The sequence below is a fragment of the Promicromonospora noduliphila genome, from assembly GCF_056951025.1.
Genome location: NZ_CM167806.1, coordinates 2,143,969 through 2,166,113, shown reverse-complemented (window position 1 = coordinate 2,166,113; position 22,145 = coordinate 2,143,969). Strand labels below are relative to the sequence as shown.

At 71.7% G+C, this 22,145-nt stretch carries 21 protein-coding genes; 11 read left to right on the top strand and 10 right to left on the bottom strand.

Translation table 11 applies throughout. From position 1 onward, the window contains the following. Position 1: 1 nt before the first annotated feature. From AC0QU1_RS09480 to AC0QU1_RS09465, 4 genes are read right to left on the bottom strand one after another with little or no spacing between them, the layout of a single operon-like run. Positions 2-823: a carbohydrate ABC transporter permease gene (locus AC0QU1_RS09480; protein ID WP_483576143.1), complete on the bottom strand. Its 822-nt coding sequence runs from the start codon at positions 821-823 to the stop codon at positions 2-4. A 21-nt stretch (positions 824-844) separates the two neighbouring features. After that, positions 845-1,822: a carbohydrate ABC transporter permease gene (locus tag AC0QU1_RS09475; RefSeq protein WP_483576142.1), complete on the bottom strand. Its 978-nt coding sequence runs from the start codon at positions 1,820-1,822 to the stop codon at positions 845-847. A gap of 20 nt (positions 1,823-1,842) precedes the next feature. Continuing rightward, a complete protein-coding gene (locus AC0QU1_RS09470; protein WP_483576141.1) occupies positions 1,843-3,177 on the bottom strand; it encodes an extracellular solute-binding protein in 1,335 nt (444 codons plus the stop codon). Between the two features lie 24 nt (positions 3,178-3,201). Further along, positions 3,202-4,335 carry a glycoside hydrolase family 183 protein gene (locus tag AC0QU1_RS09465; RefSeq protein WP_483576140.1) on the bottom strand — a complete coding sequence of 378 codons (1,134 nt, stop codon included), beginning with the start codon at positions 4,333-4,335 and terminating at the stop codon, positions 3,202-3,204. 251 nt (positions 4,336-4,586) lie between these two features. Between AC0QU1_RS09465 and AC0QU1_RS09460 the strand changes: the two genes are divergently transcribed. Together AC0QU1_RS09460 and AC0QU1_RS09455 are read left to right on the top strand one after the other, a co-directional pair. Continuing rightward, positions 4,587-5,561 carry a hypothetical protein gene (locus tag AC0QU1_RS09460; RefSeq protein WP_483576139.1) on the top strand — a complete coding sequence of 325 codons (975 nt, stop codon included), beginning with the start codon at positions 4,587-4,589 and terminating at the stop codon, positions 5,559-5,561. 41 nt (positions 5,562-5,602) lie between these two features. Further along, positions 5,603-6,211 carry a TetR/AcrR family transcriptional regulator gene (locus tag AC0QU1_RS09455; protein ID WP_483576138.1) on the top strand — a complete coding sequence of 203 codons (609 nt, stop codon included), beginning with the start codon at positions 5,603-5,605 and terminating at the stop codon, positions 6,209-6,211. Here the strand turns inward: AC0QU1_RS09455 and AC0QU1_RS09450 are convergent. Continuing rightward, entirely contained in the window at positions 6,177-7,355 is a 1,179-nt protein-coding gene (locus AC0QU1_RS09450) for an acyl-CoA dehydrogenase family protein (RefSeq protein ID WP_483576137.1), read from the bottom strand. The two genes, AC0QU1_RS09455 and AC0QU1_RS09450, sit on opposite strands and share 35 nt — an antisense overlap. A gap of 78 nt (positions 7,356-7,433) precedes the next feature. Here AC0QU1_RS09450 and AC0QU1_RS09445 point away from each other — a divergent pair, with 78 nt between their 5' ends. Next, positions 7,434-8,204, top strand: a complete 771-nt coding sequence (locus AC0QU1_RS09445) for an enoyl-CoA hydratase-related protein (protein ID WP_483576136.1) — start codon at positions 7,434-7,436, stop codon at positions 8,202-8,204. 19 nt (positions 8,205-8,223) lie between these two features. Here AC0QU1_RS09445 and AC0QU1_RS09440 read toward each other — a convergent pair whose 3' ends face one another. Then, positions 8,224-8,610 (bottom strand): winged helix-turn-helix transcriptional regulator, encoded by a 387-nt coding sequence (locus tag AC0QU1_RS09440; RefSeq protein WP_483576135.1) that lies wholly within the window; start codon positions 8,608-8,610, stop codon positions 8,224-8,226. A gap of 188 nt (positions 8,611-8,798) precedes the next feature. Between AC0QU1_RS09440 and AC0QU1_RS09435 the strand changes: the two genes are divergently transcribed. The 4 genes from AC0QU1_RS09435 to AC0QU1_RS09420 all read left to right on the top strand — a co-directional run bounded on the left by AC0QU1_RS09435 (position 8,799) and on the right by AC0QU1_RS09420 (position 10,899). Continuing rightward, entirely contained in the window at positions 8,799-9,434 is a 636-nt protein-coding gene (locus AC0QU1_RS09435) for an NAD(P)-dependent oxidoreductase (RefSeq protein ID WP_483576134.1), read from the top strand. A 62-nt stretch (positions 9,435-9,496) separates the two neighbouring features. Then, positions 9,497-9,643: an NmrA family NAD(P)-binding protein gene (locus tag AC0QU1_RS09430; RefSeq protein ID WP_483576133.1), complete on the top strand. Its 147-nt coding sequence runs from the start codon at positions 9,497-9,499 to the stop codon at positions 9,641-9,643. A gap of 7 nt (positions 9,644-9,650) precedes the next feature. Further along, entirely contained in the window at positions 9,651-10,016 is a 366-nt protein-coding gene (locus tag AC0QU1_RS09425; RefSeq protein WP_483576656.1) for an NmrA family NAD(P)-binding protein, read from the top strand. Between the two features lie 67 nt (positions 10,017-10,083). Further along, positions 10,084-10,899 (top strand): TrmH family RNA methyltransferase, encoded by an 816-nt coding sequence (locus tag AC0QU1_RS09420; RefSeq protein ID WP_483576132.1) that lies wholly within the window; start codon positions 10,084-10,086, stop codon positions 10,897-10,899. Between the two features lie 19 nt (positions 10,900-10,918). On the opposite strand, the gene AC0QU1_RS09415 is transcribed toward AC0QU1_RS09420, so the two are convergent. Beyond that, a complete protein-coding gene (locus AC0QU1_RS09415) occupies positions 10,919-12,046 on the bottom strand; it encodes a GNAT family N-acetyltransferase (RefSeq protein WP_483576131.1) in 1,128 nt (375 codons plus the stop codon). 182 nt (positions 12,047-12,228) lie between these two features. Beyond that, the gene (locus AC0QU1_RS09410; RefSeq protein ID WP_483576130.1) at positions 12,229-13,680 is read right to left on the bottom strand and encodes an MFS transporter; all 1,452 of its coding nucleotides are present in this window, start codon (positions 13,678-13,680) and stop codon (positions 12,229-12,231) included. 116 nt (positions 13,681-13,796) lie between these two features. Between AC0QU1_RS09410 and AC0QU1_RS09405 the strand changes: the two genes are divergently transcribed. Next, positions 13,797-14,381, top strand: a complete 585-nt coding sequence (locus AC0QU1_RS09405; RefSeq protein ID WP_483576129.1) for a TetR/AcrR family transcriptional regulator — start codon at positions 13,797-13,799, stop codon at positions 14,379-14,381. A 1-nt stretch (position 14,382) separates the two neighbouring features. Here AC0QU1_RS09405 and AC0QU1_RS09400 read toward each other — a convergent pair whose 3' ends face one another. Both AC0QU1_RS09400 and AC0QU1_RS09395 read right to left on the bottom strand, forming a co-directional pair. Beyond that, complete coding sequence (locus AC0QU1_RS09400) at positions 14,383-15,195, bottom strand: DUF554 domain-containing protein (RefSeq protein ID WP_483576128.1); 813 nt, start codon at positions 15,193-15,195, stop codon at positions 14,383-14,385. Between the two features lie 232 nt (positions 15,196-15,427). After that, positions 15,428-16,207 carry an SDR family NAD(P)-dependent oxidoreductase gene (locus AC0QU1_RS09395; protein ID WP_483576127.1) on the bottom strand — a complete coding sequence of 260 codons (780 nt, stop codon included), beginning with the start codon at positions 16,205-16,207 and terminating at the stop codon, positions 15,428-15,430. Between the two features lie 219 nt (positions 16,208-16,426). Between AC0QU1_RS09395 and metH the strand changes: the two genes are divergently transcribed. From metH to AC0QU1_RS09380, 3 genes are all read left to right on the top strand, one after another. After that, positions 16,427-19,966, top strand: coding sequence for a methionine synthase (gene metH / locus AC0QU1_RS09390; protein WP_483576655.1), 3,540 nt, complete (start codon positions 16,427-16,429; stop codon positions 19,964-19,966). An 814-nt stretch (positions 19,967-20,780) separates the two neighbouring features. After that, positions 20,781-20,936, top strand: coding sequence for a winged helix-turn-helix transcriptional regulator (locus AC0QU1_RS09385; RefSeq protein ID WP_483576126.1), 156 nt, complete (start codon positions 20,781-20,783; stop codon positions 20,934-20,936). A gap of 183 nt (positions 20,937-21,119) precedes the next feature. Continuing rightward, positions 21,120-22,127, top strand: coding sequence for a TerC family protein (locus AC0QU1_RS09380; RefSeq protein WP_483616543.1), 1,008 nt, complete (start codon positions 21,120-21,122; stop codon positions 22,125-22,127). Positions 22,128-22,145: the final 18 nt, after the last annotated feature.

Here is a 22,145-nt window from a genome sequence, read left to right as displayed (position 1 = left end):
GTCACTTCATGCCCGAGATGCGCACCCCCGCCACGACGAACCGCTGGAAGAACAGCAGCAGGACGATCGTCGGGAGGGCCGCGAGCGTCGAGCCGGCCATGAGCAGGCCCCACTCGTTGCCCCGCTCGGACCGGAAGGTCCCGAGGAACTGCATGATCTGCATGAGGCCCGGGTCCGTGATCGTGAGGATGGGCCAGACGTACGCGTTCCAGAAGGCGAGGAACGACCCGATGCCCACGACGACGAACACGGACCCCGACTGCGGCAGGAAGATCCTGGTGAAGATCTGCCAGCGGCTGCACCCGTCGATGCGGGCGGCCTCCTCCAGCGCCATCGGCATGCCCAGGTAGAACTGCCGCACGAAGAACATCTGGGCCGACGACGCGACCCCCGGGATGATGAGCACGGCCAGCGTGTCCAGCATGCCCAGCTCCGTGACGACGACGAACGACGTGAGCAGGATGGCCATCATCGGCACGAACATCGGCAGGATGCAGTACACCCACCAGAACCGCTTGAGCGCGAAGTCGAGCCGCGCCAGCGCGTACGCGGCCATCGAGTTCACGGCGAGGCTGAGCACGGTGAAGATGACGGCGCCGAGCAGCGTCACGAGCATCGACCGGGCGAACTGCGGGTCCTGGACGATGTCGACGTAGTTCTGCACCCGCCAGACCTCCGGGAAGAACTGGAAGGGGCTGGAGAGCACCTCCGTCTTGCCCTTGAAGCCGGCGATCGCCATCCAGGCGAGCGGGAACAGCACGCTCACGGAGATGAGCACGAGCAGCACCCACTTGACGACGGTGGTGCGCAGGGACCGGGTCATGGCTTCCTTTCTTGTGACGGCTCAGCCGTCGACCGCCTTCTCGGACCGGATGAGCCGGAACACGAGGGCCGAGATGCCGCCGAGCACGAGGAACAGCAGCAGGGCGGCGGTCAGCGAGAAGCTCACCGAGTACTCGCTCCCGTCCCGGAAGGTGTTGAAGATGAACAGGTTCGGGGTCGTGGTGGCGTTGACCGGCCCGCCGTTGGTCATGATCAGCGGCAGGTCGAGCATCTGGAGCGCCGCCACGACGCCCGTGACGAACAGGTACAGGAGCACGTTCTTCAGCAGCGGGATGGTGATGTACCAGGTGCGCTGGAGGAACGTCGCGCCGTCGAGCACGGCGGACTCGTAGTAGCTCTCCGGGATGTCGAGCAGGCCGGCCAGCATGATGAGCGTGGTGAGCCCGAGGCCCAGCCAGATGCCGGGCGCCGCGATGGCGGGCAGGGCCAGCGCCGGGTCGTTGAGCCACGCGACCGGCCCGGCGCCCAGCACCCCCAGCAGCCAGTTGGCGAGCCCCTGGTCCTGGTAGATGAAGACGAAGAGCACGGAGGCGACGACCGTGGAGACCACGGCGGGCACGTAGATCGTCGTCTTCAGGAAGCTCGCCAGGCGCACGCTGAGCGTCTTGATGAAGCTCGCGATCAGCAGCGAGACCACCATCCCCGCCGGGACCACGAGGGCCGCGTAGTACAGGCCGACGCCGAGCGAGGCCCAGAACCGCTCGTCCTCCAGCACGTACCGGTAGAACTGCAGGCCCACGAACTCGGGGTCCGAGTAGAAGCTGATCTCGAACCCGCTGAGGTAGAACGCGTAGGCGAGCGGCCACATGACGAAGATCCCGAGCAGGATCACCATGGGCGCGATCATCAGGTACGCGGTGACGTTGTCCCGGTGCAGCGCAGGGGCAGGTCCGACGGCGCCCGGCCGGCGCCCGGTCCTCCCGGGCGCCTCGGCCTGGCCGGACGTCGTGCCGTGCTGCTGGTCCGCGGTGATGGACACGGTGGGGTCCTCCCTCGTGGCTAGTTCGCCGCCGTCCCGGCGAGCTGCTGCTTCTCGATGACGTCGTTGATGGCGTCGTCCGCGGTCTGCAGCGCGTCATCGACGTCGGCGGTGCCCTTCATCGCCGACTCGAGCGCCGTGCCCATGGCCAGCGCGATGTCGTACGGGTAGGCGGGCTCCGCCTCGCCGTACGGCACCACCTGCTCGGAGATCACCCGCATGAACGGGTCGGCCGAGGCGTCGGGATCCTCCGCAAGCAGCTCGTCGACCGAGGTGCGTGCGGTGTACTTCGAGTAGCCCGTCTCCGCGAAGAAGTCGGCCATGATCTCCGGGTCACCCGCCAGCAGGTACTCGATGAACTGCGCGGCCGCCTCCGGCACCTCCGACTTCGAGTCGAGCGTGAGGGTCCAGCCGCCGAGGGTCGCCGTCGGCGCGGTCTCGTCGCCGTCGATCGACGGGAACGGTGCCACCATCGTCTTGTCGATGATGTCGGGGTAGTCGTTCTTGAGCTGGCCCACGACCCAGGAGCCGCTCTGCATCATCGCCACCTCGCCCTCGCCGTACGGCTGGCCGTCCGGGTAGCCGACCTTGGGCTGCTGCGGCATGAGGCCGCCCTGGTAGAGCTCCTTGTAGAAGTCGGCGAGGTCGGCGAAGCACGGCTCGGTCGCCCGCGCCTGCGACCAGTCGTCGCTGATCGGCAGGTGGCCGCACGCGTTGAGCTGCAGGCCCCAGCTCGACCAGCTCAGGTCGGCGGCGGTCGACGCGACGGTCATGCCCTTGACGTCGCCGTCGGTCAGGGCCTGTGCCCACTCGACGAGCTCGTCCCACGTCTCGGGCGGGCTGTCCGGGTCGAGGCCCGCGGCCTCCGCCAGGTCCGACCGGTAGTAGAGCACCGTGGAGGGCTCCACGAGCATCGGGTACGCGTAGTGCTGGTCGTCGACGGTGACGAACGGGGCGACGTTCTCCTGGATGTCGTCGAACGCCTCGGGCGAGAGGTACTCGTCCAGCGGCGCGAACTTGCCCTCCGCGACACCGGGCTTGATGTTGCCGTAGCTGGTCGTGACGACGTCGGGCTGCTTGCCCGCCGCCTGCGCCGCCTGGAGCTTCTGCTCCCACGTGTCGCCCGGAACCACCTGGAGGTCGACGGTGACCTCGTCCTGGGATGCGTTGAAGGCCTCGACGTTCTTCTTGAACCAGGCCTGCTGGTAGTCCTCGAACTTCTGCTGCCAGAACGTGACGTGCACCCGGCCGTCGGCCGCCACCTCGCCGCCGCCGCTGCCGCAGGCGGCGAGGGCGAGGGCCGTGGTGGCCACGGCGACGACGCCGATCGTGCGGCGTGATCGCTTGCTGAACATGAAACTCTCCTCGGTTGTGCGAGCTCAGTCCTTGACCAGGTTTGCCCGGTACCAGAACACGTTGTAGGGATCCCAGATCGACAGCGTGAAGTAGATGGTTCGCCCGCCGTCCTCGGTGTAGCGCGGGAGCATGTACGGCGCGTACGGGCCCGGCACCTCGGCGGCGCCGACCAGCTCGAACGGCTCGCCCCACGGGCCCCAGGGGGTCAGCCCCTCGCGCAGGACGATGCCGCGGCCCTCCGCGAGGTAGGTCATGATCCAGCGGTCGAGGTGGTCGTTCCGGACCACCGAGAGCTCGCCGACGGTGTCGTCGAGCACCAGGGCGGCGTCGTCGGGGTCGGCGGCCCAGCGCGGGCTGTTGCCGTTGCCCGCAAGGCCCGCGAAGTACTGCCAGGCCGCGGGGTCCTCGACCTGCGCGGCCGGCACCCGGGCGAGCGAGACGCCGCCGAACCGGCCGTGCGTGACGCCCCAGACATAGAGCCAGTCCTCGCCGCGGATCGTCACGTGGGCCGGGCTGATCTGCACGAAGCCGGAGTCTCCGCCCCAGCGCGGGGCGTCCAGCTTGGTCCAGGTCTGGCCCTGGTCGGTCGACTTCGCCAGGCCCGCGTGGTTGACCTCCCACTCGCCGGGTGTCCCCCAGTGCCGCACCGACATGTAGTGCAGGTACATCCCGGCGTCGGTGGCGAACCCGTGGGTGGGGATCACGGTGATCTCGTCGCCGTCGACCTTCCTGGAGCCCAGGAGCTCCTTCGCGGCCCCCGCCTCGTCGAGGACCATCCCCTCGATGGTCACGCCGTCCGACGGGTCGGCGTCCGTGGTCCAGCCGAGCGTGTTCGACCGCCAGAGCGATCCCCCGCCGCCCGTCATACCGTCGTCGCGCGGGCCGAAGGTGTCGCCGAACGCGAACCAGACCTTGCCGTCGGCCTCGAACATCGAGCCGAGGTCGGTGAAGTTGACGGCGTACTGCGTGGTGTCGCCGGGGCCCTCGGCGCCGGTGATCTGCCCGACGCGTTCGACCTGCGTGACGCCGGTGAGCACGAACTCGTCGTCGTGGGCCTTCGGGCCCTCGACGGCGGCGGAGCCGACGCTTGCGGCCAGTGACAGGGCGCCGACGGCCGGTGCGACGACCAGCGCGGAACGCCCGAGCCTGCGTGCCATGAATCCTCCTCGATCGATGGCGATAAACCCCAGGGTCGCAGAAACCGATTTCAGCGTCAAGCCCCGAACTTGACCGCATTTTCGCGCGACATTTGGCGTTATTCGGGCTCATCTGGGCCGCCGCCACGCCACGCGCCGCAGATTGGTGGCGCGATCCGCCTGACAGACTTGAAACCGGTTTCGGATCGGTCTAGCGTGCCCACGGCACGGTCCGGCACGACGACGTCCACCGCTCAGGTCTGGAAGGTCACATGACGCACACCGACTCCGGATGGCTCCGGCCCACCCCCGACGCTCCCGACGAGCCGCGCTGGGGGTTCGCCGACGGGCTGCAGGTGGGTCTGCACCCGCTGCGCGGCCCGCGCGGGCTGCTGCGCCTGTACGCCCCGTACCTCGGGCACCCACCGGACCGCGTGCTCAACTTCATCGCCGTCGAGCCGATCCCGGCCGGCCAGACGCGGCGTGGCTTCTCGGAGCTGGAGCACAGCGCCCTGGACGACGCGCCCGGCAAGCGGTTCTGGAGCGCGGACGGCCCCGACGACCCGACACCCCGCGACCCCACCCGCCCGGCCGGCGGGGTGGTCGAGGAGATCGGCGGCGTCGAGCACCTGACCGTCCACGTGCACAGCGAACGCTTCGACAACGGCGCCGAGGTGGTGGTGCGCGTCCGGTTCCGGGCCGACCGGCCGCGCGAGGTGTCGGTAGCGGCGTCGCTCCGGGACGGCTCGGTCCCGCTCGCCGCGTGCGTGCTCACCGCCACCATGGGCAACTTCGCCCGGCTGCGCCGGCTCCACCTCCGGGACCGGACGGTCACGCCGGCGCAGCTCTGGCCCGGGTTCGCCGGCACGGGCTTCGCCGAGCACGGCGTGTTCGGTCGCGCGGACCTGGCGGAGTCCGGCGGGGCCGTCAGCGTGTGGGCGACGCCGGACGAGGCGGCACCTCAGGAAGCCGTCCACGCCGAGGGGACGGCCGACCACTGGCGGTACCGCGGCGCGAAGGCCGTCCAGGGCTGGCGCGTGCCCGAGCCGAGCGACGAGCTCCGGGTGCTGGTCAACGGGCGCTGGGCCTACTGGGCGAGCACCGCGCCGATCCCTGGCGGCGTCTCCTACGAGAACTTCGAGGTGGTCGAGCCGTTCCGCGAGCACCAGGAGTTCGTCTACTGGGCCGAGCCGTTCCGGTCCGACGACGACGTGGCGTCGGCCGCGGCGCTGCACGAGGCGCCCTGACCGTCCCCGCCGCCCGGCACGCGCGCTCATAGACTGCTCCGATGACCCCGCGCAGGCAGCAGATCCTGAGCACCGCGGCCGACCTGTTCGCGGCCCATGGCTTCCACGGCGTCTCCATGGGCGACATCGGGGCGGCCGTCGGCGTCTCCGGCCCCGCCCTCTACAAGCACTTCGCGGGCAAGGAGGACATCCTCGGGCAGTGCCTGCTGCAGGCCTCCGAGCGGCTCCTCAGCGGGGCACGGGAGCTGCTGCCGGACGGCGGGGCGGGCACCGCCGTCGGCCAGACAACGCCAGCCGCACCCGAGGCCGCGCTGGACGCCCTGATCTCCCGGCATGCCGACTTCGCGCTCGACAACCCGGCCCTGATCGTGGTGCAGGAGCGGGAGTGGGGCGCGCTGGGCACCGAGACCCGGGCGCGGGTGCGCAAGCACCAGCTCGCGTACATCGAGGTCTGGGCCGAGGCGCTGCGCCCACTGCGCCCCGACCTCGGCCCGGCGGAGGCGCGCGCCGCCGTGCAGGCCGCATTCGGACTGCTCAACTCGACGCCGCACAGCGCGCGCATCGGCCGCGCCGCCATGCGATCGATCCTGACCCGCATGGCGCGCGCGGCCCTGCTCACTCCACCGGCAGGCCCAGCCCCCGCGCGATGAGCATGCGCTGCAGCTCGGAGGTCCCCTCACCGATCTCCAGCACCTTGGCGTCCCGGTAGAAGCGGGCGATCGGGCCGTCCTCCATGACGCCGTACCCGCCGAAGACCTGCGCCGCGATGCGCGTGGCCGTCACCGCGGACTCCGTGGCGTAGAGCTTGGCGACCGAGGAGGCCCGCCGGAACTCGTCGAGCGGGGCTCCGCCGTCCTTCAGCGCGGCCGCCCGGTAGGTGAGCGCGCGGCTCGCCTGGAGCATGACCTCGATGTCGGCGATCTGGAAGGCGACGCCCTGCTTGCGGCCGATCGGCCCGCCGAAGGTGGGGCGCACGCCGGCGTGCTCCACCGTGAGGTCCAGCATGGCCTGGATGCAGCCGGTCGCGAGCGCCGCGACGGCCACCCGTCCGGTGTTGAGGCAGATCATGAGCTGCTTGAACCCGTTGCCGCGCTCGCCCAGCAGGTTCGCCTCCGGCACGCGCACGTCCTCGAAGCGCAGCGGGTGGGTGTCGCAGGCGCGCCAGCTCATCTTGTCGTGCAGGGGCTCGACGACGTACCCCGGTGTGTCGGTGGGCACGATGATGGCGCTGAGCTCAGGGCTGCCGTCGGGCAGGGTGCCCGTGCGCGCCGCGACGGTGCAGACGCTGGTGATGGGCGTTCCCGAGTTGGTGATGAACTGCTTGGCGCCGTTGATGACCCACTGGCCGCCGGTGAGCTCCGCCGTGGTGGACATGGCGTTGGCGTCGCTGCCCGCGCCGGGTTCGGTGAGGCCGAACGCGCCGATACGGCGGCCCGCCACGAGGTCGGGCAGCCAGGTCTCCTTCTGCTCGTCGGTCCCGTAGGCGAGCAGGGTCCCGACGCCGAGGCCGACGCCGGCCCCGAGCGTGATGCCGACGGACTGGTCGACGCGGCCGATCTCCTCGACCGCGATGGCAAGGCCGGTGAGCCCGAGGTCGGACCCGCCGTATTCCTCAGGGGCAGTCAGGCCGAACAGGCCCAGCTCCCCCATCTGGTGCACCACCTCGACGGGCAGCCGGTTGTCCCGGTCCCATCGGGCGATGTGGGGCGCGATCTCGCGGTCGGCGAAGTCCCGTACCGCGTCCCGGAGCTTGGTGTGCTCCGGGTTCTCTGGTGAGGTATGCATGTTGCGCATGCCACTGAGGTTAACCATCATTAACCCGGCGGCGCCAGTAACTCGCGGCGCCGAGACTCGTCACGGGAGGAGTTCCTGATGCCCAGCCCCGGTCCCGTCGCGTACGACGTCGTCGCGCTCGAGCGGACCGACGCGCCGTCGGTGCCGTACGCCCGGATCACGCTCGACGCGCCCGAGCGGCGCAACGCCCTCTCGCTGGCCCTGCTCGACGGGCTCCGGGCCGCCCTCGACCGCGCCGCGCACGACGACGTGCACGCGGTGGTCCTCGCCGCCACCGGCCCCGCGTTCTGCTCGGGCGCCGACCTGACCGAGGCCCTTGCCGACGGCATGACCGTGTCCGCGCGCAGGCTCGCCGACGTGCTGCGCGCGGTGCTCGCCCTGCCCAAGCCCGTCGTGGCGCGTGTGCACGGGCCGGTGCGGGCCGGCGGGATCGGGCTGGTCGCCGCGTGCGACGTCGCGATCAGCGCCGACCAGATCACCTACGCGTTCACCGAGGCCCGCCTCGCGCTCGCGCCCGCCGTCATCTCGCTCGCGGTGCTCCCGCGGATGACGCCGCGCGCGGCGTCGCGCACGTTCCTCACGGGGACGCCGTTCACGGCCGCCGAGGCGGCCGACTGGGGGCTGGTGACCCGGACCGCGCCGCTCGACGACCTCGACAAGGAGGTCACGGCGGTGCTCGCGGGCCTCGCCACCGGCGACCCGCAGGGCCTGGCCGCCACCAAGGCGCTGCTCAACGCGGACGCGCTGACCCGCTTCGACCAGCACGTCGACGACGCCGTGGCCACCTCCGCCACGCTGTTCGGCTCGGAGCGCGCCCGCGCCGCGATGGCGGCGCTGCTGCGCCGCTGAGCCGCTGAGCCGACGCGCGTCAGGCCTCTGCGGCCTGGGCTCCGACGCGCTCGTCGTAACCCGCCCGGGCGATCGCGATCTGGGCGAGGTGGCCGTTGCTCCACGCGATGAGTGGTGTGGCGGCGCGCAGGAGGCTGGTGCCGAGCGGCGTCAGCTCGTAGGTGACGTGCGGCGGCATGACCGCGTGGACGGTGCGCGCGACGATGCCGTCGCGTTCGAGGCGCCGCAGGGTGACCGTGAGCATGCGCTGGCTCACGCCGTCGACCAGGCGCTTGAGCTCGGTGAAGCGGCGCGGGCCGTCGCCGAGGTTCGAGACGATGAACAGGGACCACTTGTCGGCCACCAGGTCCAGGACCTCACGGACGTCGCAGGTGGGCGCCGGAGCGGACGCCAGGCGAGCATTCACGGTTACCTCCATGACACCGGGTCACACGAATGTGCCTTATTGACCCTTTGACGGAACGCTCCTCAGGATAGACCAGGACGGTTCCTCCCGAGAACCCGGGAACTTTTCATTACCAACCTCATTTCCCTGGTTCCGGCGCGCCGTTCAGCGTCCGCATTTCCCGTCCTGATCAGCAGCACGAGGTCATCATGAAGGTCGTCGTATTCGGTACCGGTTTTGTCGGCAGCGCACTGGTGGACGAGCTCGCGGCGCGCGGCCACGAGGTCACCGCCGTCGCGCGGCATCCCAGAGCGGACAGCCCACCGGGCGTGACCACCGCCACCGGGACGGTGCACGATCCCGCGTTCCTCGACGGCGTGGCCTCCGGCGCCGACGCCCTCGTCTCGACGCTGCCTCCCCTCGGCGACGACGGCGGGATCGAGACGGGTGTCGCGGCCCTGCTCCGGGCGGCCGGCAGCACGGGGGCGCGCCTCGGCGTCGTCGGCGGCTCGGCGGTCCTCCCGCTGGTCGAGGGCGGGCCCCGGCAGGCCGATAACCCCGGCTTTCCCGCCTGGCTCGTCCCGCGCGTCGAGGCCCATTCCCGCGCTCTGGAAAGGCTTTCGGCGGCGCCAGAGGGCGTCGATTGGTTCTATCTCGTCCCCGCGATGGAATTCGGCCCGCATCAACCGGGAATCCGCACGGGCAGCTATCGCACGAGCACGAAGGCACAGGTCACCGACGGCTCCGGCCGGTCGGTGATCGGGGTGGCGGACTTCGCCCTGGCGATGGCCGACGAGCTGGAGCGGCCGAGCGCTCATCGCGCGTGGCTCGCCGTCGGATATTGACGCCGGGCAGCGCGCAATACACCTCACATGACACATCCGACGAGACGAAGGACAAGCACAACGTGAGCGACAAGAAGATCATCGCGGTGGTCGGCGCGACCGGTTCGCAGGGCGGCGGCCTCGTCCGCGCCGTCCTGGACGACTGGAACGGGCCCTTCGCCGTGCGGGCGCTGACCCGCGACCCGGACTCGACCAGGGCGAAGGAGTGACAGCGTGATGGCCCTGGTCGCCGCCGAGGACATCGGGCGCACCGCGTACGGCATCTTCCGGGCCGGCGCCCGGTTCGTCGGCCGTACCGTCGGCCTGGCCGGCACCCACGGCACGGGCGCCGAGCTGGCCCGGCTCTTCGCCAAGGTGCTCGGCGAGCCGGTCGACTACCGGCCGATGACCCACGACCAGATGCGTGCGGCCGCGTTCCCCGAGGCCGAGGAGCTGGGCAACATGTTCCAGTTCTTCACCGAGGCGGCGGACACCTTCGTCCCGCACCGCGACCTCGACCTGGCCCGCACGCTCAACCCGCGCCTGCGGACGCTCGAGGACTGGCTGATCGAGCACCGCGCCCAGCTCGCGTCAGCTCTCTGAGCCGCCCTGCCCGGACTCACGTCCGGGGCGATTGCGCCCCGGACGTGAATCCGGGGTTGGATGGGGTGTGGCCACCCGGATCTCCTCGCGCAACGCCCGCTTCCAGCAGCTCCAGACCCTGCTCACCAACCGCAACAAGCGGCACAGGGCGGCAGAGTTCATCGTGCAGGGCGTGCGGCCCATCACGATGGCCGTCGAGCACGGCTGGGAGGTCCGTGCCCTCCTGTACGACGCCGAACGCCGGCTCTCGCAGTGGGCCAGGGACCTGCTCGCGGCCCACCCGCGCGTCGAGCACGTGAAGCTGGCGCCCGACCTGCTGGCCGAGCTCGCCGAGAAGGAGGACGCCGAGCTGCTCGCCGTGGTCGCGATGCGGCCCGACACGCTCGACCGCATCGAGGCCGGGCCCGACTTCCTCGGGGTCGTGTTCGACCGGCCCACCCAGCCGGGCAACATCGGCGCGATAGTGCGCTCCGCCGACGCGTTCGGGGCCGACGGCGTCATCACCACGGGGCACGCCGCCGACGCCTACGACCCCCGGTCGGTGCGGGCCACGACCGGGTCGTTCTTCGCGATGCCCGTCGTGCGCGTGCCGTCGTCGGCGGAGGTCGTCGAGTGGGTCGCGGCGCGCCGGGCCGCCGGCCTGCCCGTGGTCGTCGTGGCCACGGACGAGGACGGCGACGCCGACGTCTCCGCGTTCGACCTCACCCAGCCGGTGCTGCTCCTGGTCGGCAACGAGACCACCGGCCTGACCCAGGCGTGGCGCGACGCCGCCGACGTGACCCTGAGCATCCCGATGACGGGCTCGGCGAGCTCGCTCAACGCGGCCAACGCCGCCACGGTGGTCCTCTACGAGGCCCGCCGCCAGCGCCGAGCGGCCGGCTGATCCCCGACCCAGGCCAGCGTTACAGCTCGATCGAGAGCAGTCTTGAGCCCGTCGTCTTGACGTAGCCGAGGCTCGCGTAGAGGCCGTGGGCGCCAGTCGGGTTGGCCGTGTCGACGTCGAGCACCGCGTACTCCATGCCGTCGGCGGCGAACGCCCGCATGTTCGCGGTGAGCGCCGCGAGCGCCGCCTTGCGGCCCCGGTAGGCGCGCCGCGAGCCGAGGATGTCCGTGTACCCGAACGAGTACCCGCGCACCGCGAAGTCCTCGGGGTACTTGTCCGCCATCGCGTAGCCGACCACCAGCGGCTCGCCCGCCCGCAGCGCGGCGGCCGTCTCGGCGTCGGTGTCCGGTGAGGCGAGCAGGGCGTCGACGTCGGGCGCGTCGTCGACCACGACGTAGGACCACTGCGGCGCGAACGCCGGGCGCTCCGCGTGCTGCTCACGCGTGCGGGGCTGGCTGCCCCAGTGGTCGCGGAAGGCGTCGTTGTGGGCCAGGCGGACGGCCTCGTCCAGGTCCGCCGACCACGGCGCGAGCCGCAGCGAGCCCGTCAGCTCCACCTCCGGGACCGGCTGGGCGTCCGGTCCGGCCAGGGGGCGCGCCAGGTCGGAGTAGTAGCGCCGCACCTGGAACCCGGCACGCTCGTAGAGCCGGTGCCGGGACGCCGGCGAGTTGTCCTCCGCGTACACCGCCACGCGCCCTGGCACGTCCTTGCCCGACGCCGCGAGGAGCTGCCGCGCCCGGCCCATGCTCCAGGCGAGCAGCTCGCGGCCGATCCCCTGGCCGCGGTGGTCCGGGTGCACGCCGCCCCAGGTGAAGGCACGGACCTCGGTCAGGTCGCCCGGCGGGCACTCGATCTGCGCCCAGGCCACGAGGGCGCCGTCGTCCGCCCCGCCGGAGGCGAAGCCGAGCAGGGAGTCCTTGGCCAGGTCCCGCCACGGTCCGTCGAAGAGCTCGTCGATCTCCTCGAACGTCTCGACGTACGGCTCGGCGTCGGCCCTGGCGATGTGGTTGCGCAGCGCGAGCCACGCCGGCACGTCCTCGCGGGTGGCGGCGCGCCAGGTGAGGCCGCCCGCGGTAGGGAGGGTCAGGGTGGCGGGCGCGGCGGCGCGCTCCGCGATCGGGGCGAGGGGGTTTGTCTCGGTGGTCATGGTGGTTCCTCGGTTAGACGCTGGGGAGGCCGTGCCGACCACGCTAGGTGACCGGCTCGCGCCCGGCACGGGATTAAGTGGGTGAGGCCGTTCCACGCGCCGGGGAAAGACCCCTCGCGCAGCCGTGTTGCGGAGAGTGGACACGATCTACTCTCCGCAACACGGCTGACCGGCGGGCACGATCAGTGGACCGACGGGGTCCGGACCGGCTCGGCCACGCCGTCCTCCAGAGCGGCGCTCGCGCCGTCCGACGCCGCGGCCGGCCGACCGGGGAATGCCCGCGTGCCGAGCACCAGGCCGGCCAGCACCGCCGCGAACGCGACGGCCACCAGCAGCGACCCCGTCATGGCCCGCTCGGCGCCGAGACCGAGCAGGCCCACCTGCACCGTGGTGAGGACCGCGACGCCCACTCCCCCGCCGAGCTGCTGGGCGGACTGGAGCAGCGCCGCCGCGGCGCCGGCGTCCGCCGCCGGAGCGTCGGCCATGATCCGGTTGTTGGCCAGCGTGAAGAAGAACGGCGGGCCGAACCCGATCACGAGCGTGGGCAGCAGCACGCCGAGCCAGAGCGGCGCGTCGGTGGCGAGCAGGGCGAAGGCCACGATGCCGAGGGCCGCGACCACCGCACCGAGCGCCGCCGTGGCCCGCTCCCCCAGCCGCCCGACCAGCCGCGGCACGAGCCTGCCGCCGACCACCACCGACACGCTCCACGGGAGGTAGGCCAGGCCGGCCTGCAGCGGGTCCATCCCGCGCTGATCCTGGAGCAGGATCACCGAGTAGGTGAAGAACGCGATCATCATCGCGGCCATGAGCAGCATCCCCGCGAAGGGCACCCAGCGGCGGGTCGAGCCCAGCAGGCGCAGCGGCAGCACGGCGTCGGCCCGCCCGCGCTCCACGGCGACCAGCAGCGGCACGGCGACCACCGCTACCGCCAGCGCGACGAGGACGCCAGGATTCGTCCAGCCCGCCTCGCCCGCCGTCGTCAAGCCGTAGACCAGACCGATCATCGCCACGGCGGAGAGCCCGGCCCCCGCGACGTCGAGCCGGCCCGTGACCCGCGCGACCGGCCGTACCCAGGCGAGCGTGGCGAGGACCACGAGCACGCCGATCGGGACGTTGACGAGCATGACCCAGCGCCAGCCGAGCGTCACGGTCAGCAGGCCGCCGGCGACCAGGCCGATCGAGCTGCCGGCGCTGGAGGCGATCATGAACCACGCCATGCCGCGCAGCCGCTGCGGCCCCTCCGTCGTGTTCGCGACCAGCAGCACCAGGACCGCCGGCCCGGCGAACGCCGCCCCAGCCCCCTGCAGCGCGCGGGCCGCGATCAGCAGCCCGCCGTCCGGCGCGAGCCCGCCCGCCGCGGACGCGACGACAAACAGCACCGCCCCGGCGACCAGCGCCGTGCGCGGCCCGACCAGCGTGCCCACCCGTCCGCTGACGAGCAGGAAGCCCGCGTACGCCAGCGCGTACGCGGACACCACCCACGACAGGCCGACGGCGTCGAGCCCGAGGTCGGCCCGGATGTCGGGCAGCGCGACGGTGACGATCACGCCGTCGACCATCAGCATGAGCTGGCACAACACCACCGCCGCGACCGCGCGGCCCGAACGACCCGACCTTCTGTCCTGCTTCACCATGCCACTGACCTCTCTAAGTGGGGATTGTCCCCGGATACTATACGGGGACTGTCCCCGTTTATTCCAGGGCCGCCGGGGTTGTCCATCGCGGCGGGAGGTGGCACAGAATGGGTCTCGTGACGACAACCGATGCCTCGCGACCGCTGCGCGCCGACGCCCAGCGCAACCGGGACGCCATCGTCCGCGCCGCGCGGCAGGCGTTCGCCCGCGACGGCGTCACCGCCTCGATCGACGACATCGCCCGGAGTGCCGGCGTCGGCTCCGCCACCCTGTACCGGCACTTCCCCACGCGCGACGACCTCATCGCCGCGTCGCTGGCGGACAACATGGCGGCGACCTACGCCCACGGCGAGGAGCTGCTCACCGCCGAGCCGGCGTCAGCGGCCCTGCACACGTGGCTTCTGGCCGTGATCGCGCAGGTCAGTACCTACGAGGGGCTGCCGGGCAGCGTGACAGAGGCCGCCCAGAACACGGGTTCGGCCCTCGGCGTCACCTGCGCGTCGATGACCGAGATCTCCGGCCGTCTCCTCACCCGCGCGCAGGACGCCGGCGAGGTGCGCGGCGACGTCACGTCGCAGGAGCTGTTCGACATCGCCGCCGGCATCGCCTGGGTGATCCGCGGCGCTCGGCGCGCGGACCAGGCCGAGCGCCTGCTCGATCTGGCGTTCGGGGGCCTACGGGCGGACGGCGCCGGAACCTAGCTCAGCGGAGCGCGATCACGAGCTGGGTCAGCAGCGGCGCGACCAGGAGCGCCGGCAGCAGATCGCCCACCGGGATCTGCTTGATGTTCAGCAGCCGCAGGCCGATGCCCACCAGCAGCAGGCCGCCCGTCGCCGTCAGCGCGGAGATATGCGCGTCCGGCAGCACCGAACCGAGCAGCACCCCTGCCAGCGTCAGCAGGCCCTGCACCACAGCCACCGACACCGCGGACAGCAGCACCCCGACCCCGAACGACGACGCGAACGCCAGCGCCGCGAACCCGTCCAGGACGGACTTCAGCAGGAGCTGGTCGATGCCGCGGCCCAGGCCGTCGGACAGCGACCCGAGGATGGTCAGCGGCCCGACGCAGAACAGCAGCGACGCGGTGAGCCACCCCTCGATGAAGCGCTCGCGCGCCGCGTGGTCCTGCCCGGTCTCGGTCGCGTCGATCAGCCCGCGACGCCGCCCGGCGCGCGTGCCCGCGGTGCGCTTGGCCAGCCAGCTCTGGATCACGCCGGCCAGCCCCTCCAGGCGCGACTCGATCCGCAGCAGCGAGCCGGCGATGCCGCCGATCAGCAGGGAGCCGAGGACGATCAGCACGGGGGCGCCGGATCCGGTCGCCGCGACGAAGGCGGCGTCGGTCACTGCGACGGCGGACAGCGCGGCGACCAGCAGGGTCACGAGGCCGAGGATGTCGGTCACCACGGCGTGCGTGCGCTGGGGCAGCCGGTGCCCCACGGCCATCCCGAGGAGCGACCCCACGACGATCGTCGCGACGTTGACGAGCGTGCCCAGGCCAGGGAAGTCGACATCCACGGCGGCGAGCCTACTGCGCGGTGTGGCGGCCGGTGGCACCTGCCCGCGGAGCCTGTGCGACTTCGGTCGGTTGCGCGTGCCCCCCATGCGAGTTCGGTCGGTTGCCTCGACTTCGGTCGGTTGATTGACCGATCTCGAGGCAACGGACCGAAGTCACGAACCGGAGCAGGGCAACCGACCGAACTCGCGCCACCCACCAGCTCCGATCGCGGCTTGAGTGCGCGCCCAGAGATCAGTGGACCGAGAAGCCGCCGTCGACGAACAGCGAGTGGCCCGTGACGTAGGCCGCGGACGGGCCGGCGAGGAAGACGGCGGCGCCCGCGAAGTCCTCGGGCACGCCGTTGCGGCCGACGGTGGTGCGGGCGGCGAGCGCCGCGACGCGGTCGGCGTCGTCCTGGAGGCGCTGGTTGAGGGGCGTCAGGACGAAGCCGGGCACAAGCGTGTTGGCGGTGACGCCGCGCGCGGACCAGGCCTCGGACTGGGAGCGGGCGAGGGACTCGAGGCCGCCCTTGGAGACGCCGTAGGCGCCGCTGTCGACGAACGCCCGGTGCGCCTGCTGCGACGAGATGTGGATGAGCCGGCCGAAACCGCGCTCCGCCATGCCGGGCCCGAACCGCTGCCCGAGCAGGAACGGCGCCTCCAGGTTGACGGTCATCGTGGCGTCCCAGACGTCCTCGGAGAGCTGGTCCAGGTGCGGGCGCAGGTTGATGCCGGCGCTGTTGACGAGGATGTCGGGCTCCCCCGCCGCGGCGACGATGCCGTCGGCGGCGGCGTGGATGCCCGCGCGGGAGGAGAGGTCCGCGACCACGGTCTCGACAGCGCAGCCCCGCTCCCGCAGAGCGCGGGCGACCTCGGCGAGCCGCTCGGCGCCGCGCGCCACGAGCACCGTGCGCGCCCCGGCCTGCGCCAGCGCCTCGGCGATCCCTCGCCCGATGCCCGAGCTGCCGCCGGTCACCACGGCGGTGCGGCCCTCCAGGGAGAACAGGGCGGTGAGGTAGTCGCGCGTCGTCATGCGGAGACGATATCTACTCCTTCGCCGACGGCGGGGCCCGGTCCGCGCTCCTTCACCGACGGCGGGCCCGTCCGCGGTGGGCGCCCCAGAGACGGCCCGGTACCGACCGGCGGGCACGCGCCGCGCCGTCGGCGGCCCAAGGCTTACGCTGCCGAGGTGACACCACCCCCCGCCGCCCTGCCCGCGCTGGGCGACCGTTCCGCAGCCCTGCTGGCGGCCATGCGCACGCGCGTGGTCGTGGCCGACGGCGCCATGGGCACCATGATCCAGGCGGCCAACCCGACCCTCGACGACTACCAGGGCCTTGAGGGGTGCAACGAGATCCTGACGGTCTCACGCCCGGACATCATCGCGGGCGTGCACGACGCGTTCCTGGCCGTGGGCGTGGACGCGATCGAGTCGAACACGTTCGGGGCCAACTGGTCGAACCTGTCGGACTACGGCATCGACGACCGGATCCGCGAGCTGTCCCGCGCGGGTGCGGCCCTGGCCCGCGAGCGGGCGGACGCCTTCGCGACGCCCGACCAGCCGCGCTGGGTGCTGGGCTCGATGGGGCCGGGCACCAAGCTGCCCTCCCTGGGCCACACCACCTACACACACCTGCGAGAGACGTTCGCCGAGCAGGCGGCCGGCCTGATCGAGGGCGGCGCGGACGCGCTGCTCATCGAGACCAGCCAGGACCTGCTCCAGGCCAAGGCCGCGGTGACGGGCTGCCGGGACGCGATGGCCGACGTCGGGCAGCGGGTGGCGATCATCGTGTCGGTGACCGTGGAGACCACCGGGACCATGCTGATGGGCTCGGAGATCGGCGCGGCGCTGGTCGCACTGCAGGCGCTGGGCATCGACGCGATCGGCATGAACTGCGCCACGGGTCCGGACCAGATGAGCGAGCATCTGCGGCACCTGTCGCAGCACGCGGAGATCCCGGTGACGTGCATGCCGAACGCGGGCCTGCCAGTGCTCGGGCCGCACGGCGCCACCTATCCCCTGACCCCGGAGGAGCTCGCGGCGGCGCACACGCAGTTCGCGCGCGAGTTCGGCCTCGGCCTGGTGGGCGGCTGCTGCGGCACGACGCCGGAGCACCTGCGGCTGGTCGTCGAGGCCGTGCGCGGCGTACCGGTGGCGGAGCGGGAGCCGGTGCGCGAGAACGCCGTCGCCTCGCTGTACTCGGCGACGGACCTGCGGCAGGAGACGAGCTTCCTGGCCATCGGCGAGCGCACCAACGCCAACGGCTCCAAGGCGTTCCGGGAGGCGATGCTGGAGGGCCGCTGGGACGACGTCGTGGACATCGCCCGCGCCCAGACGCGCGACGGCGCGCACCTGCTGGACGTGTGCGTGGACTATGTGGGGCGCGACGGCGTGGCGGACGTGCGCGAGGTGGTGTCGCGGCTCGCGTCGGCCTCGACGCTGCCCCTGGTGATCGACTCCACCGAGCCCGCCGTGATCCGGGCGGGCCTGGAGCTGCTGGGCGGGCGCGGCGTCGTGAACTCCGTGAACTTCGAGGACGGCGACGGGCCCACCTCGCGGTTCGCCCGGATCATGCCGGCGGTCGTGGAGCACGGCGCCGCCGTCGTCGCGCTGACGATCGACGAGGAGGGGCAGGCGCGGACGGCGTCGGGCAAGGTGGCGATCGCCTCCCGGCTGATCGACACGCTGGTGGGCGACTGGGGCATGCGGGTGGACGACATCATCGTCGACGCGCTCACGTTCCCCATCGCGACGGGCCAGGAGGAGACGCGGCGCGACGCGATCGAGACCATCGAGGCGATCCGCGAGATCACGCGGCGCTACCCCGGCGTGCACACCACGCTGGGCGTCTCGAACGTGTCGTTCGGGCTCAACCCGGCGGCGCGCGCAGTGCTGAACTCGGTGTTCCTGCACGAGGCGGTCGAGGCGGGGCTGGACTCGGCGATCGTGCACGCGGCGAAGATCCTGCCGCTGGCCTCGATCCCGGCCGAGCAGCGGGAGACGGCGCTGGACCTGGTGTGGGACCGGCGCGAGTGGGACGCCGACGGGAACCTGACGTACGACCCGCTCTCGAAGCTGCTGGACCTGTTCGAGGGCGTGGACGCCGGGGCGATCCGGGACGCACGCGCCGCGGAGCTGCTGGCGCTGCCCGTGGGCGAGCGGCTCGCGCGGCGCATCGTCGACGGCGCGCGCAAGGGCCTGGAGCCGGACATCGAGGAGGCGCTCGGCGCCGGGATGAAGGCGCTGGACATCGTCAACGACCACCTGCTGGAGGGCATGAAGGTGGTGGGCGACCTGTTCGGGCGCGGCGAGATGCAGCTCCCGTTCGTGCTGCAGTCGGCGGAGGTGATGAAGGCCGCCGTCGCGCTGCTGGAGCCGCACATGGAACGCGTCGAGGGCTCGGGGTCCAAGGGCACGATCGTGCTGGCCACCGTGCGCGGCGACGTGCACGACATCGGCAAGAACCTCGTGGACATCATCCTGACGAACAACGGCTACACGGTGGTGAACATCGGCATCAAGCAGCCGGTGAGCGCCATGATCGACGCCGCGGTCGAGCACGACGCCGACGTGATCGGCATGTCCGGGCTGCTGGTGAAGTCGACGGTGGTGATGAAGGAGAACCTGGAGGAGCTGGCCTCGCGCGGGTACGAGAAGCGGTGGCCGGTGCTGCTGGGCGGGGCCGCACTGACGCGGACCTACGTCGAGGACGATCTCGCCTCTGCCTTCCCCGGCGTCGTGCGATACGCGAAGGACGCGTTCGAGGGGCTGCGACTCATGGAGCCGCTGGTGCGGATCGCGCGCGGGGCCGCGCCGGACGACGTCGGGCTGCCGGCGCTGCGGAAGCGGCGGCATGGGGTGGTGACCGTGACGCGGACGGCGCCGGAGGACCTGCCGGCGCGATCTGATGTTGCTACGGACAACCCTGTGCCGGAGCCGCCGTTCTGGGGGACGCGGATCGTGAAGGGCGTGCAGCTCTCGGAGTACGCGGCGTTCCTGGACGAGCGGGCGACGTTCATGGGGCAGTGGGGGCTCAAGCCGGGGCGGGCCTCGGGGGCCGGTCCGGCCGGAGCCTCGTACGAGGAGCTCGTCGAGACCGAGGGGCGGCCGCGGCTCGCGGAGTGGCTGGAGCGGATCCGGACGGACCAGATCATGGACCCGACGGTGGTGTACGGGTACTTCCCGGTCTGGTCGGAGGGTGACTCCGTGGTGGTGGCCCACCACGGCGAGCTGGCCGGGACCGGGGCGCCCGACGGCGGGTCGGGCGGCGCCGTGGGGACGGAACGGCTGCGGTTCCACTTCCCCCGGCAGCGGCGCGACCGGCACCTGTGCCTGGCCGACTTCGTGCGGCCGCGGGAGTGGGTCGAGGAGACCGGGCGGTTCGACGTGCTGCCGGTGCAGCTCGTGACCGTCGGGGACTCGGTGTCCGCGCACACGGCTCGGCTGTTCGAGGCGGACAAGTACCGGGAGTACATGGAGCTGCACGGGCTGTCGGTGCAGCTCACCGAGGCGCTGGCCGAGTTCTGGCATGCGCGGGTGCGGGCGGAGCTGGGGTTCGCCTCAGAGGAGCCCGCCGACGTCGAGGGCATGTTCAAGCTGGAGTACCGCGGGGCGCGGTTCTCGCTGGGGTACCCGGCGTGCCCGGACATGGAGGACCGGCGCAAGGTGGTGGAGCTGCTGCGGCCGGAGCGGGTGGGGGTGACGCTGTCGGAGGAGCTGCAGCTCCATCCGGAGCAGTCCACCGACGCCTTTGTGTTCCATCACCCGGAGGCGAAGTACTTCTCCGTGTGACTTCCGGAGTGCTCTGTGCCTGCCCTGGCTGACGGCATTCTGGCTGTTCAGCACCGCAGGCGGGGTTGCCTCGGGGCCGCATCCAGACGCCGCTGGACGTACCTCAGCGTATCAATTCGTGCAGTAAACATGCAGCGAAGGCGCTCCAGCGCGTGGTCAAAGCGTGCAGTGCACGAAATTGGCTCTGACCTGCTTCGACACCGTCGAAACGCCTCGTGACCTGGTGGTTTGCCGAGCGCCGCAGGCCCCGGCGGCAGGCCCGGCTTCCAGCCCCCGCACGGCGCGAAGTGCGAACGCGGAGCCCAACGCAGACCTCGGCGCGACGGACCCGAGCGTGTCGAATCACGCGCGGTGAACTGTCACCTGCCGTGGAGCAGTCCTATCAGCCGTGGAGGTGAGGCGCGTATTCCCCGCCTCCGCGATGCAGGCGATGCACAGGAGATGGCAGACGGATACCACGGCCGCGCGCACATGTGAGCACAAACCGGCCCCTGCGCCGCATAAGCACGCGCCAGCTCGATGACGCAGGACGGACACCTCCGGGATGACGAAGCCCGACTGACTCCGCTCACAGCTCGTCCGCTGCTAAGCGCGAGCGCGCCTCGGTCGCGCGTGCCACGTCCGGGTAGTAGCCCAGAAGCTCGGTGATCGGCACGGGCGCTCGGGAGACCGCACCCAGGTCGCGGCCCTCGACCGTGCACGGCGGTGGGTACAGGGACAGCCCCTGGTCGGCTCGCAGCGCCGCGACCTCTTTCCTCCCACCCGTTCCAACGCGGGTCGGTGAACGTCTCACCGAGAGGCCGACGGCATCGTCGTGCGCATCGTCGACGCCGAGGTGCCGCCCCGCGTCGAGTACTCCCTCACCGACCTCGGCCGCTCCTTGGACCAGGTGGTCGTGTGGCTCGACGCCTGGAGGAACGCCTACCCGGGACACGCCGACGCTTGTGCTCCCGCGCACAAGGTGTCGTAGACTCCGGCGCGCGGGGGGAGTACTTCCCAAACATCACTCGGTCATTACGGCGCACCAGCGACCTCGGGTGACGGCCTTGCTACGCAAGGCGAAGGAGACCTCGGAGCCATCTACTACGGAGACTCCTTGCTCACCACCGCCACAAGCCCTGCCTCTGCCCTGGCCTCTGTCGCCACCCCCACCCTGTGGGCCGTGACCATCGTCGCCGTCCTGGCGCTGATCGCCGTCGACTTCCTCCTCACCAGACGCCCGCACGAAGTGTCCATGCGGGAAGCCCTGGGCTGGAGCGCCTTCTACATCGCCCTCCCGCTCGCCTTCGGCGGGTGGATCTGGGCCACCTACGGCTCGGACACCGGCGTGCAGTACCTCACCGGGTACCTCGTCGAGAAGTCGTTGTCGGTCGACAACCTGTTCGTGTTCATGCTCCTGCTCACCGCCTTCGCCGTACCTGCGGCGCTGCAGCAGCGGGTGCTGCTGCTCGGCATCGTCGGTGCGCTGGTGCTCCGCGGCATCTTCATCGCGCTCGGCGCGGCGGTCCTAGCCAACCTCAGCTGGGCGTTCCTGCTCTTCGGCGCGATCCTCCTCGCGACGGCGGTCAAGATCCTCCTCGACCAGTTCAAGGGCGCCCACGACGTCGACGTCTCGCAGATGCGCTCCGTCCGGCTGATCCGCCGCTTCATGCCCGTCACCGAGGACTACCGCGGTCCCCGGTTCTCGGTCCGGGAGAACGGGCGACGCGTGCTCACCCCGCTGGCCCTCGTGGTGGTCGCCATCTTCGCCACCGACATCGTCTTCGCTGTCGACTCGGTCCCCGCCGTCTACGGCATCACGAGCGACCCGTACCTCGTGTTCGCGACCAACGCCTTCGCACTGCTCGGCCTGCGCGCCCTGTACTTCGTCCTCCAGGGTGCCCTGAGCAAGCTGGTGCACCTCGGGTACGGGCTCGCGACGATCCTGGCCTTCATCGGCGTCAAGCTCGTGCTGCACTGGGCCCACGGCATCTGGACGAGCGTCCCGGAGATCCCGACGCTCCTGTCGCTCGGCGTCATCGTCGGCGTCCTCGCCGTCGTCACCATGACCAGCCTCTACGCCACGCGGAGCTCCGGGGATCCCGAGGTGGACGCCCCCGACGCGGCGCACCAAGCCGGCCTCGACGAGGCAGCGAGCGTGTCAGGGCCGGAACGGCGCTGACCGGACTCCCGCAGACAT